Annotated in this window: 16 protein-coding genes and 1 pseudogene; 7 read left to right on the top strand and 10 right to left on the bottom strand. The window is 54.1% G+C overall.

Annotation, left to right across the window (positions count from 1 at the left end; translation table 11 throughout):
- The first annotated feature begins 10 nt into the window (after positions 1-10).
- From WJU16_RS14875 to rsgA, 4 genes are read left to right on the top strand one after another with little or no spacing between them, the layout of a single operon-like run.
- A complete protein-coding gene (locus WJU16_RS14875) occupies positions 11-877 on the top strand; it encodes a DUF58 domain-containing protein (RefSeq protein ID WP_298715911.1) in 867 nt (288 codons plus the stop codon).
- A gap of 27 nt (positions 878-904) precedes the next feature.
- Entirely contained in the window at positions 905-1,909 is a 1,005-nt protein-coding gene (locus tag WJU16_RS14870) for a hypothetical protein (RefSeq protein WP_341834277.1), read from the top strand.
- A gap of 8 nt (positions 1,910-1,917) precedes the next feature.
- On the top strand, positions 1,918-2,928 hold the full coding sequence (locus WJU16_RS14865) for a VWA domain-containing protein (protein ID WP_341834276.1): 1,011 nt from the start codon (positions 1,918-1,920) through the stop codon (positions 2,926-2,928).
- A gap of 24 nt (positions 2,929-2,952) precedes the next feature.
- Positions 2,953-3,885, top strand: a complete 933-nt coding sequence (gene rsgA, locus WJU16_RS14860; protein ID WP_341834275.1) for a ribosome small subunit-dependent GTPase A — start codon at positions 2,953-2,955, stop codon at positions 3,883-3,885.
- Here the strand turns inward: rsgA and WJU16_RS14855 are convergent.
- From WJU16_RS14855 to WJU16_RS14845, 3 genes are read right to left on the bottom strand one after another with little or no spacing between them, the layout of a single operon-like run.
- On the bottom strand, positions 3,882-4,052 hold the full coding sequence (locus tag WJU16_RS14855) for a hypothetical protein (RefSeq protein ID WP_341834274.1): 171 nt from the start codon (positions 4,050-4,052) through the stop codon (positions 3,882-3,884). The genes rsgA and WJU16_RS14855 overlap by 4 nt on opposite strands.
- A gap of 12 nt (positions 4,053-4,064) precedes the next feature.
- Entirely contained in the window at positions 4,065-4,214 is a 150-nt protein-coding gene (locus tag WJU16_RS14850) for a hypothetical protein (RefSeq protein ID WP_341834273.1), read from the bottom strand.
- 44 nt (positions 4,215-4,258) lie between these two features.
- Positions 4,259-4,780 carry a gamma carbonic anhydrase family protein gene (locus WJU16_RS14845; protein WP_341834272.1) on the bottom strand — a complete coding sequence of 174 codons (522 nt, stop codon included), beginning with the start codon at positions 4,778-4,780 and terminating at the stop codon, positions 4,259-4,261.
- A 34-nt stretch (positions 4,781-4,814) separates the two neighbouring features.
- Here WJU16_RS14845 and WJU16_RS14840 point away from each other — a divergent pair, with 34 nt between their 5' ends.
- A complete protein-coding gene (locus tag WJU16_RS14840; protein ID WP_341834271.1) occupies positions 4,815-5,996 on the top strand; it encodes an aspartate aminotransferase family protein in 1,182 nt (393 codons plus the stop codon).
- A gap of 140 nt (positions 5,997-6,136) precedes the next feature.
- Here the strand turns inward: WJU16_RS14840 and WJU16_RS14835 are convergent, their stop codons facing one another.
- From WJU16_RS14835 to prfA, 4 genes are all read right to left on the bottom strand, one after another.
- Positions 6,137-6,820 (bottom strand): OmpA family protein, encoded by a 684-nt coding sequence (locus WJU16_RS14835; RefSeq protein WP_341834270.1) that lies wholly within the window; start codon positions 6,818-6,820, stop codon positions 6,137-6,139.
- Between the two features lie 135 nt (positions 6,821-6,955).
- Complete coding sequence (locus tag WJU16_RS14830) at positions 6,956-7,372, bottom strand: hypothetical protein (RefSeq protein ID WP_341834269.1); 417 nt, start codon at positions 7,370-7,372, stop codon at positions 6,956-6,958.
- Positions 7,369-7,521, bottom strand: coding sequence for a hypothetical protein (locus WJU16_RS14825; RefSeq protein ID WP_341834268.1), 153 nt, complete (start codon positions 7,519-7,521; stop codon positions 7,369-7,371). The genes WJU16_RS14830 and WJU16_RS14825 overlap by 4 nt, the downstream gene beginning before the upstream one ends.
- 130 nt (positions 7,522-7,651) lie before the next feature.
- Positions 7,652-8,728, bottom strand: coding sequence for a peptide chain release factor 1 (gene prfA, locus WJU16_RS14820; RefSeq protein WP_341834267.1), 1,077 nt, complete (start codon positions 8,726-8,728; stop codon positions 7,652-7,654).
- Positions 8,729-8,897: 169 nt separating this feature from the next.
- Between prfA and WJU16_RS14815 the strand changes: the two genes are divergently transcribed.
- Both WJU16_RS14815 and WJU16_RS14810 read left to right on the top strand, forming a co-directional pair.
- Positions 8,898-10,064 (top strand): amidohydrolase family protein, encoded by a 1,167-nt coding sequence (locus WJU16_RS14815; protein WP_341834266.1) that lies wholly within the window; start codon positions 8,898-8,900, stop codon positions 10,062-10,064.
- Positions 10,065-10,076: 12 nt separating this feature from the next.
- A complete protein-coding gene (locus tag WJU16_RS14810; RefSeq protein WP_341834265.1) occupies positions 10,077-11,174 on the top strand; it encodes a mechanosensitive ion channel domain-containing protein in 1,098 nt (365 codons plus the stop codon).
- Between the two features lie 70 nt (positions 11,175-11,244).
- On the opposite strand, the gene WJU16_RS14805 is transcribed toward WJU16_RS14810, so the two are convergent.
- The 3 genes and pseudogenes from WJU16_RS14805 to WJU16_RS14795 form a co-directional block, all read right to left on the bottom strand.
- The gene (locus WJU16_RS14805; protein WP_341834264.1) at positions 11,245-11,733 is read right to left on the bottom strand and encodes a hypothetical protein; all 489 of its coding nucleotides are present in this window, start codon (positions 11,731-11,733) and stop codon (positions 11,245-11,247) included.
- 13 nt (positions 11,734-11,746) lie between these two features.
- Positions 11,747-12,021: pseudogene (locus WJU16_RS14800) on the bottom strand (MerR family transcriptional regulator).
- A gap of 354 nt (positions 12,022-12,375) precedes the next feature.
- On the bottom strand, positions 12,376-13,347 hold the full coding sequence (locus WJU16_RS14795; RefSeq protein ID WP_341834263.1) for a M23 family metallopeptidase: 972 nt from the start codon (positions 13,345-13,347) through the stop codon (positions 12,376-12,378).
- Positions 13,348-13,637: the final 290 nt, after the last annotated feature.

Raw genomic sequence — 13,637 nt, 5'->3', positions numbered from 1 at the left:
GCAACAACCGATGGATACAGCAGAAATATTAAAAAAGGTCCGCCAGCTGGAAATCAAAACCAAAGGGCTGACCAACCACATCTTCGCCGGCGAGTACCATAGCGCCTTCAAAGGCCGCGGTATGTCGTTCAGTGAAGTGCGCGACTACCAGTTCGGGGACGACGTAAGGGCTATCGACTGGAACGTGACCGCACGCTTCAACCATCCCTTCATCAAAGTTTTCGAAGAAGAACGCGAACTGACGGTGATGCTGCTGGTAGACGTGAGCGAAAGCGAAACCTTCGGCACCACGCGCCAGACCAAACGCAGCCTTGTTACCGAGCTCTGCGCCGTGCTGGCATTTTCCGCCATCAAGAACAACGATAAAGTAGGCGTCATCTTTTTCAGCGACGGGATGGAGAAATATATCCCGCCCAAGAAAGGGAAGTCGCATATCCTTTTCATCATACGCGAGCTGCTCTCGTTCGAGCCGAAGAAAAAAGGCACCAACATCGCTGAAACGCTCCGGTTCTTCAACAATGCCACCAAGAAGAAAAGCATCGTCTTTTTGCTCAGCGATTTCTTCTCCGGCAATTACCAGGATGCGCTCAACATCGCCGGCAAACGGCACGATGTGGTGGGCGTCCAGGTGTACGACCGGCGCGACAAGGAACTGCCGGACGCAGGGCTCATCCGCATGACCGACGCCGAAACGGGCGTTTCGCAGTGGGTGGATACCAGCGACCGGAAAGTACGTGAGTATTACGACCGCCAGTTCCAGCAACACGCGCAGTACTGCCGCAACGCATTCATGAAGAGCGGCTCCGAACTCATCAGCATCCGCACGGATGAAGATTATGTAAAAGCATTACAGACCTTTTTCCTGAACAGGGTTTAACGAAAAAAGAAGCACGATCAAGACCGGATGAAATTCATCAAGCACATATTCACCACCGCCCTGCTTTGCTGCCTCATGGCCGGCGCCTTTGCGCAGGAGCAGGAGGAAAAGGTGGAATACCAGGATTACTTCAAGGCAACGGCGAAAGCGGATACAACGAGCATCCGCATCGGGGAACCCGTGAAAGTGACCCTCGACGTGAAAGTGATGCTCTATGCACTGAAAGGCGCACAGATCAAAGTCATCTTCCCCAACATCCCCGACTCCGCCAATCACATTGAGCTGGTGAACCGCAGTCCGCTGGATACTACCGGGACCGACGAAAACCAAAAGCTTTGGAAACAGACCGTTACCTTTACCAGCTTCGATTCCGGCCGCTGGGAACTGCCGCCCATGAAGTTTGAAGTGTATTCGATGACCGACGGGTCTTACGATTCCGTGTTCACCGAATCAATCTTCATCGACGTAAATTCCGTGGCCGTGGATACCACCAAAGCTTTCAAGCCCATCAAGCCTTTGCGGGCAGTGAACATCAACTGGCTGGATTACTGGTTCTGGATCCTGGGGAGCTTTTTGCTGATCACGGCGATCGTGTTGTTCCTGACCATGCGCAATAAGAAGAAAGCGCCGAAACCCGTGCCGGCGGTACCTTCCAAACCGCCCTTCGAACGCGCGCTCGAAGCGCTGGACAAGCTGGAGAAAGAACAACCCTGGCATACCGACGTAAAAGGATATTACACACAACTCACGGACGTGCTGCGCTTGTATTTCGAGCAGCAGTTCAATATTCCCGCCATGGAACAGACGACAGCCGAGCTGATGAACGACATCAAGCCGGTGACCATCCTGAACCAGCAACGGAACGAAATTTACAGCATCCTCAGCCTGGCCGACCTCGCCAAGTTCGCCAAGCTCCAGCCCACGCCGCAGGAGCATGAGGACTCGCTGCGCAAGGCCAGGGCAGTAGTGGAATGGACGCGCGCCGCCGCCATGCCTAAAACCGAACAGCCGGCTACCGGCACAAATTCGTAAAACGACACATGAACGCGGAACTCTGGAAAAATATTGAATTCGCACATCCGGCCTTCTTCTGGCTGCTGCTGCTCATCCCCGTCTTAATCTGGTGGAGCGTGAGCGCCGGCCGCAAGTTCCAGGGATCGGTGAAAGTCTCCTCGCTGCAAGGCCTCAAAAGCATCCCCGTATCCTGGAAAATCCGTTTCCGGCCCCTCCTCCCCGCCCTGCGCATCATCGCATTCGCGGCGCTGGTAGTGGCGATGGCCCGGCCGCAAACTTCCAACACCTCCGAAAATATCGACAGCGAAGGCATTGACATCGTGCTGGGGATCGACATCTCGGGGTCCATGCTCGCGGAAGACCTCAAGCCCAACCGCATGGAAGCCGCCAAGAAAACGGCCATGGACTTCGTAGACAGCCGCATCAGCGACCGCATCGGCCTGGTGATTTTCTCCGGCGAAAGCTTCACGCAATGCCCCATCACCACCGACCACGCCGTGCTTAAGCAACAGCTCATGGCCATCCGCAGCGGCATGCTGCAGGACGGGACGGCCATCGGCATGGGGCTCGCCACTTCAGTGGACCGCCTCCGCGAAAGCAAAGCCAAAAGTAAAGTCGTAATCCTGCTGACCGACGGTGTGAACAACACCGGCCTGGTAGATCCGCTCACCGCACTGGAAATCGCCAAAGCGTATAAAGTGAAAGTCTACACGATCGGTGTCGGCACCCAGGGCAAGGCGCCCTCTCCCGCCACCATGCCCGACGGCAGCGTGCAAATGCAGATGGTGGACGTGCAAATTGACGAGCCCCTCATGAAAAAGATCGCCAGCGAAACCGGCGGGCGTTATTTCCGGGCTACCAACAATACTTCCCTGCAAGACATCTACCACGAAATCGATAAGCTGGAGCGCACCAAAGTAGAAATCACTTCCTACAAACGCTTCAAGGAGCATTTCTTCCCTTTCGCTATGATCGCCCTGGCGGCGCTGTTGCTGGAGGTGGTGCTGCGGTACACGCTTTTCAAGCGGTTGCCCTAGCCCGATTTGCTTTATCTTTACACCGTGCAAGCAACGATTTACAAATCCACCGGCAGTTGGTACACCGTGAAAACGGATGACGGCGACCTTTACCAGGCGCGGATCAAAGGCGTATTCAAGATAGATGAGCGCATCACATCCACCAATCCCATCGCCGTGGGCGACCATGTCGAAATCCAGCTGGAAAGCGGGGAGGAGGGCACTGCCGTGATCACCGGCATCAGCGACCGGAAGAATTACATCGTCCGCAGCTCGCCCCAGGGCAAGCACAAAAAGCATATCGTAGCCGCTAATCTCGACCAGGCGGTGCTCGTTGCCACCGTCAGGGAGCCGCGCACCTCGCAGGGCTTTATCGACCGGTTCTTGGTGACGGCGGCAGCATACCACATTCCGGTAATCCTCGTTTTCAATAAAATGGACGTGTACCGCCCCAAAGAAATGGAGCAGTTCGAGCATTGGCAAGCCGTGTATGAAGATATGGGCTACACCGTGTTGCTGACAGCGGCGGCGGAAGGGAAAGGGATCGGGGAACTGGAAGAATTGTTGAAAGATAAGACCACACTCATTTCCGGGCATTCCGGCGTAGGCAAGAGCACCATTATCAATGGACTTATACCGGGATTGCAGTTGAAAACGAAACAGGTGAGCGGATGGAGCGGGAAAGGTTTACACACTACTACTTTCGCGGAGATGTTCGACCTGCCTTTCGGCGGCCGACTCATCGATACGCCAGGCGTTCGGGAATTCGGCATCGTGGATATTCCGAAAACGGAATTATCGCATTACTTCCTGGAAATGCAACCTTACATCCAGCAGTGCCAGTTCAATAACTGCCAGCACCTCGACGAGCCCGGCTGCGCGGTGAAAGCCGCCGTGGAAGCGGGCGACATCGACCTGGACCGTTACGTCAGCTACGCCACGATCCTGGCCACCATCAACGAAAACGATTACGATTAATTCCTTCTCAGGAAACCGAAGACGCCCTTCTTCCTGGGCGCATTCATCTCATCCATCACTTTTTCCGCCCCCAGGTTGCGCGCGGGCGTAGGGCATCCCGTTTTCTGGGACCTGCAGGCCATGAACATTACCGACAAAACAGACAGGCAAACGAATATATTCCGCATAAACAGGGGATTTTAGAAGAGTTTCATTTGCTTGCCGGCTTTGCTGTTTTGCTTCATATTACCGGAATTGTAGAATGTACTGCCGGGGCAGCCTTGTTTTTGGGAGGCGCATCCAATCAGCAGGAACGACGCCCACAATCCAATCATCCATTTTGATTTCATAGGTCCGGGATTAGACCGCAATATAATGATTTTTTATAAGATGTCTATACCTGGTCGCGGAACCAATCCGCGTACATGATGTAATTATTGGCGATGCGGTCGATTTCGCTGGAGATCAGCTCCTGGGAGATGGTTTTGACTTTTTTGGCGGGCACCCCTGCATAGATGCACCCGGCTTCCACCAGCGTATTTTCCAACACCACGGCGCCGGCGGCAATGATCGTATTGGAGCCGATGTGGCAATTATCCATCACGATGGCGCCCATCCCGATAAGCACGTTATCTTCCACCGTACAGCCGTGCACAATAGCGTTATGGCCGATGGAAACATTGTTGCCGATGTTGGTTTTCGTTTTCTGGTAGGTGGCATGGATCACGGCGCCGTCCTGGATATTGACTTTATCGCCCATCCGGATGCTGTTCACATCTCCCCGCACCACGGCATTGAACCATACGCTGCAATCTTTTCCCATCACCACATCGCCCACGATGGTGGCATTTGGCGCAATGAAACAATTGTCGCCCATTTGCGGGTGTACACCCTTTACTGGTAATATTACTGGCATGATACAAATATAGAACTTCACTAACTTCGCCCCAATGAATAACAGGCAGCTTTTTTTACAGCACGTGGCGCAAACCTCAGACGCCCCCCTGGCGCTGGAGATGGTAAAAGCGCAGGGAATGTATATGTGGGACGCCTCCGGCAAGCAATACATCGATATGATCGCGGGCATCAGCGTCTGCAATATAGGGCATTGCCACCCGGCGGTGGTGCAGGCCATCCGCGAGCAGGCTGAAACGTACATGCACCTCATCGTGTACGGCGAATTCGTGCAGTCGCCCCAGGTGCAGTATGCCACTTTTCTCACCCAACATCTTCCCGCATCCCTCAACTCCGTATATTTCACGAATTCCGGCAGCGAAGCCACAGAAGGCGCCATGAAACTGGCCAAACGCCATACCGGGCGCACCGGCATTATCGCGTTTAAAAACAGCTACCACGGCTCCACACAGGGCTCGCTGAGCATCATCGGGGATGAATACTGGCGCAACGCCTACCGCCCGCTCCTCCCCGACGTGTTGCACCTGCAGCACAACGATATGGGCATGCTGGAACAGATCACGGAGCGCACCGCCTGCGTAATCGCGGAAACGGTGCAGGCAGAAGCCGGCGTGCTGGCGCCGTCCGTGGAATGGATGCAGACCCTTCGCGCAAGGTGCACCGAAACGGGCACGCTGCTCGTGCTCGATGAGATCCAGTGCGGGCTGGGGCGCAATGGAACGCTCTGGGCCTTCGAACAATACGGCGTGGTCCCCGACATTCTCCTGGCGGGTAAAGCCCTCGGCGGCGGCATGCCCCTGGGGGCGTTCATCGCCAACCGCGATATCATGTGGAGCCTCACCAACCAACCCGTCCTCGGCCATATCACCACGTTCGGCGGCCATCCCGTGGCCTGCGCCGCGGGGCTCGCAGGCATGAAGGCCCTGCTGTCCGAAAAAATGATGGACGGGATTTCCGAAAAAGAGCAGCTTTTCCGCAGCCTGTTGCAACACCCCAGGATTAAGGCCGTACGGTCGCGGGGGCTGATGCTGGCCGTGGAAGTGGAAGATTTCCCCGCCTGCAAAAAAGTGATCGATTACTGCATCGCCAACGGGCTGATCACCGACTGGTTCCTTTTCGCCTCCAACGCCATCCGGCTGGTCCCGCCGCTGATCATTTCAGAAGAAGAAATCCGCAAAGCCTGCGCCATCCTCCTGGCAGGGCTGGATACGTTGTAAAGTATTATTTATGAACAACGGAAAGCCGCCACGGACAATGTCTATGGCGGTTTTTGACATAACGGCTTGGCAAAAAAAATCCTCCCGGAAAGCCGGGAGGACCGTTTCAAACTGCTTATGAGAAAATTCAACTAAAAAGCTTATTTCTGACCAGCTTCGTTCTTCGCTTCGGATTTCATTTTATCATTAGCGAAGATGGAGAATTCCACACGACGGTTTTTAGCGCGATTGGCTTCGCTGTCGTTGGGGAATTTAGGCTGGGTTTCACCATACCAGAAGGTTTGCAGGCGGTTAGCGGAAACCCCACGGCCAACGAGGTAGTTGGCTACGGATTTTGCCCGGCGTTCGGACAGGCCGTAGTTATACGAATCGGAACCGGTGTCGTCGGTATGGCCTTCCACACGAACGTGGGTGTCCGGGTATTTGTTGAGCACTTGCGCGAGTTCCTGGATGTTGCTTTGCGCGGTGGAAGTGAGGTCGGATTTATCGAATCCGAAAAGCACGCCTGAATCGAAGGTAACGTTGATGCCTTCGCCTACGCGTTCTACGGTGGCGTTGGGCACTTCGTTCTTGATTTCTTCTGCCTGCTTGTCCATTTTCTTACCGATCAGTACACCTGCAGTACCGCCTACGGCTGCGCCAATAATGGCACCCAGGGCAGTGTTACCGGCAGCTTTACCGATCACCGCGCCGGCAGCGGCGCCGCCACCGGTACCGATCACGGCTCCTTTTTTAGTGTTGTCCATGCTCTGCCACGTGCTGCAGGAGCTAAAAACAAGAATACCTGCCATCGCTATCGCCACAAATGCATTCATTCTTTTCATCTTAATAAGTTTTATTGGTTTGAGTGTTCTAGCTAAATCAAAATCTTTGCCAACAATTTTTTACTGCTGGTAAATTTTTGTGTATCAATGCATAAGGGATAACAGTTATATAGATATAGCGTAATTCCCGATTCGTTACTTTCCGAACAAACCGCCCAGCAAACCACCCAGGCCGCCGCTGTTTTGTTGTTGTTTGGCGCCGTTGGAGATCATGGCGGAGAGATCCTGCATGTCTACATCGCCATCGCCGTCTTTATCCAGTCCGAATTTGCCCAGCAGGCCGCCGAGGTTGAATCCGCTGGAGGAACCGCCGGTGAGGGAACCGATGATGCTGTCGAGGGAAAAAGAGCTGTCGCCGGGGTCGTTGGTTTTCTTCACGAGGGAGCCCAGCACGGAAGGGATGAGCGATCCTGCGAGCGAAGCTGCCGCGCCACTGTTGAGGTTGAATTTGTCCATCAGGTTTTTGATGAAGTTACCCTGGATGCCGTTCACCAACGGATTGGCGCCATCCGGAGCACTGCTGCCATTGAAAAGGCTCATTACTTCCTTCACGTTGCCGCTTGCCAGGGCGGATTGCAGGCCGTCTGCGATGGAGTGGCTTCGCCGATCACGGCATCGTTTTGTTCGTTGGGGACGGCAGGGTTGGCAACCACTGTTTCCTGCGCATTTTCGCGGACCAGTTGGACTAATTGATCTAACATTTTGTGAAGTTTAGGGTGGATAAATATTGTAACCCGATAGATTCAGGAAGTGTGCAGGATTAATAACATTTCCCTTCCGCAAATTGTTGCGAAAGGAAAATGCCTTTGCCGGGGGAAGGCAGCCGGGTGATTACATGCCCAACTGGTCGCCGGTCTTCATTTTTTCTGCGTTTTCCGCGAACTGCAGAGCCTGTACCATTTCATCGATGTCGCCGTTCATGAACGCGTCGAGGTTATAGACGGTCATGCCGATGCGGTGATCGGTCACGCGGCCCTGCGGGAAATTGTACGTGCGGATTTTCGCGGAACGGTCACCCGTTGAAACCAGGGATTTCCGTTGGGAGGCGATGGCATCTTCATGCTTGCGCACGGCCGCTTCGTAAATGCGGGTCCGGAGCATGCGCATGGCGATATCGCGGTTAGAGTGCTGGCTGCGGCCTTCCTGGCATTCCACCACCACGCCGGTGGGAACGTGGGTGAGGCGCACGGCGGATTCCGTTTTATTTACGTGCTGGCCACCCGCGCCGGAAGAGCGGAAGGTGTCCATTTTAATATCGGCATCCCGGATTTCCACGTCCACTTCTTCCGCTTCGGGCAATACGGCCACGGTGGCGGCGGAGGTGTGTACACGGCCGGAGGCCTCAGTGGCGGGCACACGTTGTACGCGGTGAACGCCGGATTCGAATTTGAGGGTACCGTAAACATCATCGCCGGAAACTTCCACGACTACTTCCTTGTAGCCGCCCGCGCCACCGGCGTTTTCGTTCATGATAGACGTTTTCCAGCCTTTTACCTCGCAATACCGGAGGTACATGCGGAGGAGATCGCCGGCGAAAAGGGCAGCTTCGTCGCCCCCGGTACCGCCACGGATCTCGAGGATGGCGTTCTTCTCGTCCTGCGGGTCTTTCGGAATCAGGAGGTTCCGGATATCGGCCTCCATCTGCTCCTTTTGTTCCGCCAGGCCTTCGGTTTCTTCCTTGGCCAGTTCGCGCATTTCCTCGTCGCCGCTGTCGAGTACTTCGCGGTTGAATGCGATGGCTTCCAGCAGTTTGCGGTAAGCGTCGTAGGCCTTTACGATCTTTTCGAGCTGGCGGTATTCTTTACTCAGCTTGCTGAATTGTTTGTTATCGCTTACCACTTCGGGGTTGGTCAGCGCCAGGGAAACTTGTTCGTACCGGCCTTTAATGGCGTCGAGTTTATCTATCATATTCGGTTATCCGGATTAATTATCAGCAATTTCGGCGCGGGTTTGGCGTTAATACGCCATTATTATCCCTGCCTGCCTTGCCGGTTCGGGTTGCAAAATTACGTTTTTGCCGGTTATTTTAAACGCGGGAAGGGAGCGCTTCCGGCGAACATTCCCTAAATTCACCCTTATGATCAAGATTACAGCAGACGATATATTTGACGGAAGAAAGTTTCACGGCCCCGACCGGGCGTTGGTGCTGGACGATAACGCCACGGTTTCGGCGCTCGTTCCGCTCTCCTGGGTCGGGGAGGATTTTATCACGGTGGAGGGTATCCTCAGCCCCGGTTTCATCAATACGCATTGTCATCTTGAACTGTCGCACATGAAAGGCGTGATCCCCCCCGGCACCGGCCTCCCCGCTTTCCTGACGGCCGTCATGGAAAACAGGCAGCCCCCCGCCGCGGAAGTCCTCGCTTCAGCGATCGACTCCGCCGCTGAAGACATGCGCATACGCGGCATCGTAGCTGTCGGCGATATCGCCAACACCGCCGCCACCGCAGCCGTCAAAATCCGGACGGCCCCACACCTCGAATGGCGGACTTTCGTGGAATGCATGGGCGTATCCGACCAGTTCGCCCCCCAGCGCCTGGAACACTCCCTGTCTGTACTGGCCCAATTCCGCCAGCACCGCCTCCCCGCCAACCTCGTCCCCCACGCCCCCTATTCCGTTTCTCCGACCCTGTTCCGCCTCATCAACGGCCTCCAGCATAACGATTTCATTTCCATCCACAACCAGGAATCCCAGGCAGAAAACGAACTGTTCCGGCACAAAACCGGTCCGTTCCTGGATTTTTACCGCCATTTCAACATGGACGCTTCCAGCATCGGGGGCGCCGGCGCCAACAGCCTGCCCGCTTACATCGGGTATTTCGACAAAGCGCAAACCGTACTACTCGTCCATAATACTTTCACCATCCGGACCGACGTGGAAGCCGCGCTTTCCCGCACCGGCGATACTTACTGGTGCCTCTGCCCCAACGCGAACCTCTACATCGAAGGCATGTTGCCCGATGTGCCCATGCTCATGGACACGCCCGGCGTTAACATTACACTGGGGACAGACAGCCTCGCATCCAACCACCAGCTTTGCATCTGGAGCGAAATCGCCACCCTCCGCGACAAGTTCCCTGCCATCCCGCTGGAAACCCTGTTGCAATGGGCTACCATCAACGGCGCCGAAGCACTCGGGATAGCAGACCGCTTGGGCAGCTTCGAAAAAGGAAAATCCCCCGGCATTGTACAGATCGTAAATAACGAAGCCAGGTTACTCAACATGCAATCGCTTATTGTGTAGATTTGCACCGTTATGAACGAATTCCTGAACCAACATTTCCTCGAAAATTCCGTCCGCAACTACCTCATCGTGGCGGGCATCATCTTTTTCATTTTCCTCATCCGGCGGTACCTTTCCAAAAGCCTGGCCGCAGGCTTTTACAAACTCATCCGCCACTGGTCGCCCGGCATCCAGCAACAGGCTTTTGTAGCGCTGCTGCTGAAACCGATCGAATATTTCCTGCTGATGACGGCCGTAATCATGGCCAGCAACCACCTCGTGTTCCCCGAAGCGTTGAACATCGTGATATTCAATCGCGCGGTGGAGCCTTTTACGATGAAAATGCTCCTGGCATTTGTGCTGAAGATCGTGCTGAGCATGACTTTCATCATGATCCTGCTGCGCCTGATCGATTTCTTCGCGCTCATCCTCGAACAAAAAGCCGGCCTCACCAGTGATAAAACCGACGACCAGTTCGTCATCTTCTTCCGCGATTTCTTCAAAGCCATCGTGTACATCATCGGGGCCATGATCCTCATTAACATCCTTTTCGGAAAAGAGCTGGTCAATAAGCTGGTGGCGGGCCTTGGCATCGGTGCGGCCGCCCTCGCACTCGCCGCAAAGGAAAGCATTGAGAACCTCATCGGGTCGTTCATCATCTTCTCCGACAAACCTTTCCGTGTAGGCGACAGCGTTAAAGTTGACAATTTTACGGGAACGGTGGAAAAGATCGGGCTGCGCAGCACGCGCATCCGTACGCTGGAGAAAACATTCGTGACCGTGCCGAATAAAAAGATGGTAGACAGCGTGCTGGATAACCTTTCGCTCCGCACGCAGCAGCGCGTGGCACAGAAGCTGGAGCTGTCGGGCGATACGCCCCCTGGCTCCGTACTCGCCGTAGTGAAAGACATTCAGGCTTACCTCGGCAAGCAACGCGAAGTGGAAGCGGGCTTCAACGTGAACCTGCACGATTTTGGAAAAGATTCCCTCATGCTGCAGATCATCTACATGACCAACATCCTCGAAGGCAGTCCGTACCTGGAACTGCGCGAGCGTGTGAACCTGGAGATGCTCGCCATCCTGGAAAAACATAACGTCCGCCTGGCCACCAAAGAAGCCGGCGCCGCCTGATACGTCGGGCTGCAAATAAAAAATCCCCCCATGGTCAGGCCATGGGGGGATTTTCGTTATATGAAAATACTTATTTCGCGTTCATCTTCATCAGAATCTGCGCCAGGTCGTCTTCCACCTTGTTCTGCGCTGCGCCGGAGATACGTCCGGCCTCTTTCCCGTCGCGCACCACGATGATGGCGGGGAATTTCTTCACTTTGTAACCATCGGCTTTGGCATCGCCGGTGGCGCCGGAACCGTCTACCGCGTACATGTGGATGCTTTCTTCGGGAACGCTGGCCAGGATCATCACTTTATAGAATTCGGAAAGCAGCGTGCGGCTGGCTTCTTCGGAAGGGTTTACCAGGGCCACCAGCTGGATTTTGTCCTTATTGGACTTGATATAATTCACCATGGTGGCGTTGGCGTTGTAGCGGTTGATACCGGTATGGAACCAGGCGTAGGAAGAATCGTTGACGAGCTGCTTCATATCGAACTTGCCTTTGAGCGGCTGACTCTGGGCCATGGTCACGGTTGACAGCAACAATCCGCATCCCAGTAAAACTGTTTGTAAACGCATAATGTCCTATATTTTATAATTGATCTTTTAACTCCGTTAAGAACGACCTCACTTTTTCGAGGGATTTCACCATTTCGAAGTTGCGGGAAGCGATGCGTTTATCTTCCCGGAGCTTTTGTTTGGCGCCTTCGATGGTGTACTTCCTTTCGCGCAGGAGGTGGTAGATGAGTTTGAGGTGCTGGATATCTTCTTGTCTGAAGAGGCGGTCTCCTTTCCGGTTTTTTTCGGCTGGAGGATATCGAACTCATTTTCCCAGTAGCGGATGAGCGAGGTATTGACGCGGAACATGCCCGCTACTTCGCTGATGGAATAGTACTGTTTGTCGAGGGTCAGTTTTTCCAGTTCCTGGATGACATGCGGATCGCCGGACAGCTCTTTGAGACTTTTACGCCCCCGTTTTTTGCCTTTAACCGGAGTTTCGCCTGCGGGAAGCGGTGCTCCCGGCGCCGGAGGGGCGCCGTTTTCCAACCCGGGCTCGCCGGGCGCTGGCTGTTTTACGGTCTGGGGCTGCGGCGGGAGGCCGAATAAGTCCAGATTGCTGCATCATAACCGAAACTAATTGATAATGAAAAAGATTACGGATACAATATTACGGAATCCATCCCATGAACTGAACCGCCATTTCCTTCAATAATCATTCCATTAATCGAAAGACTGGTTGCCGGAGCGGGCGATCTTCAACATACGGTCGAACTCCTCGGGCGTAAGATCATTATAAAAGAAGTAGACAGGATCCACTTTCACACCGTTTTTCATCACTTCGTAATGGCAGTGCGGACCGGTAGATTTACCGGTGCTGCCCACCCATCCGAGCACATCGCCGCGTTTGACGGACTGGCCGCGTTTGGCTTTGATGCGCACCATGTGGCCGTAAAGTGATTTGTAACCATATCCGTGGTTCACGACCACATGGTTGCCGTAGCCTACGTCGCTGAGACTGGCGTCTTCGATGACACCGTCACCCGTGGCGTAGATAGGCGTGCCGGAAGGTGCGGTGAAGTCGAGGCCGGAGTGGAATTTTACGGTTTTATAGATAGGGTCGATGCGGTAACCGAATCCGGAAGCGATCCGGTCCAGGTCTTTGTTCGCCACCGGCTGTATGGCCGGGATAGACGCGAGCATTTTTTGTTTGTTCTTGATAAGATCTTCGATCTGGAGGTATGATTTTTCCTGGAGGGCCACGCGGGAGGCGATTTCGCCCAGCATTTTGCGCGTAGCGGCGATGATCTCGCTTTCGGGTTTGGCGGCGAGCGCCAGGTTTTCCTTCGTTTTCTCGTCTTGCCCGGCCCTCACGCTATCAGGGATGGGGGCGGCTTCGAAGATGACGCGGTATATTTCGTTGTCGCGGTGCTGGAGTTCGCCCAGCTGGGATTTGAGTTCCTTCACCTGTTCTTGCAGGTTGCCGTATTCTTCCTGCATATTGTCGAGATCGCGGCGGAGCATGGTTTCTTTGGGGGAATCCAGGAAGCGGTAGGAAACGGTGAGGAACAGAATGCCGGTCACGATGGCGGCCGACAGAAAGCCGAGGATCCGCAGGATTTTTACCTTGACGGACACTACGAGCTTTTCGTATTTCAGCGTTTGAGTATTATAAAAATATTTGACTTTCTTCATGCACCAGTAAGGGTTGATAGCAGCGAACCATAGAACGCCCCCCGTTAAAATTTATTATGAGCCTGACCAGGCCCGGTTTTTCCCCGGAAAATGGCGATTAGCTAGTTATGATTATTTCGATATTTTTGCACCGCATTCCACTTTGCGTTAAAAATTGAAAGGGTTTTTGCCGTGGGTCCGCAAACCTAAGCGAAATAGGCTAAAACGTCAACCTTTTGAACAAATTAACACCAATTTCAGGACGGATGCAATTATAACTATAAAATCAGATATTAATACCGACTAATATT

This window comes from Chitinophaga pollutisoli, from assembly GCF_038396755.1.
Taxonomy (GTDB): domain Bacteria; phylum Bacteroidota; class Bacteroidia; order Chitinophagales; family Chitinophagaceae; genus Chitinophaga; species Chitinophaga pollutisoli.
The sequence above is the reverse complement of the archived record's forward strand: the minus strand, read 5'-3'. Positions and strand labels throughout refer to the sequence as shown.

Bases quoted from the DNA above. Each gene is read 5' to 3' on its own strand.
- WJU16_RS14875 (WP_298715911.1), top strand. From the start codon at position 11: ATGGATACAGCAGAAATATTAAAAAAGGTCCGCCAGCTGGAAATCAAA.
- WJU16_RS14870 (WP_341834277.1), top strand. From the start codon at position 905: ATGAAATTCATCAAGCACATATTCACCACCGCCCTGCTTTGCTGCCTC.
- WJU16_RS14865 (WP_341834276.1), top strand. From the start codon at position 1,918: ATGAACGCGGAACTCTGGAAAAATATTGAATTCGCACATCCGGCCTTC.
- WJU16_RS14855 (WP_341834274.1), bottom strand. From the start codon at position 4,052: ATGCGGAATATATTCGTTTGCCTGTCTGTTTTGTCGGTAATGTTCATG.
- WJU16_RS14850 (WP_341834273.1), bottom strand. From the start codon at position 4,214: ATGAAATCAAAATGGATGATTGGATTGTGGGCGTCGTTCCTGCTGATT.
- WJU16_RS14845 (WP_341834272.1), bottom strand. From the start codon at position 4,780: ATGCCAGTAATATTACCAGTAAAGGGTGTACACCCGCAAATGGGCGAC.
- WJU16_RS14840 (WP_341834271.1), top strand. From the start codon at position 4,815: ATGAATAACAGGCAGCTTTTTTTACAGCACGTGGCGCAAACCTCAGAC.
- WJU16_RS14835 (WP_341834270.1), bottom strand. From the start codon at position 6,820: ATGAAAAGAATGAATGCATTTGTGGCGATAGCGATGGCAGGTATTCTT.
- WJU16_RS14825 (WP_341834268.1), bottom strand. From the start codon at position 7,521: ATGTTAGATCAATTAGTCCAACTGGTCCGCGAAAATGCGCAGGAAACA.
- prfA (WP_341834267.1), bottom strand. From the start codon at position 8,728: ATGATAGATAAACTCGACGCCATTAAAGGCCGGTACGAACAAGTTTCC.
- WJU16_RS14815 (WP_341834266.1), top strand. From the start codon at position 8,898: ATGATCAAGATTACAGCAGACGATATATTTGACGGAAGAAAGTTTCAC.
- WJU16_RS14810 (WP_341834265.1), top strand. From the start codon at position 10,077: ATGAACGAATTCCTGAACCAACATTTCCTCGAAAATTCCGTCCGCAAC.
- WJU16_RS14805 (WP_341834264.1), bottom strand. From the start codon at position 11,733: ATGCGTTTACAAACAGTTTTACTGGGATGCGGATTGTTGCTGTCAACC.
- WJU16_RS14795 (WP_341834263.1), bottom strand. From the start codon at position 13,347: ATGAAGAAAGTCAAATATTTTTATAATACTCAAACGCTGAAATACGAA.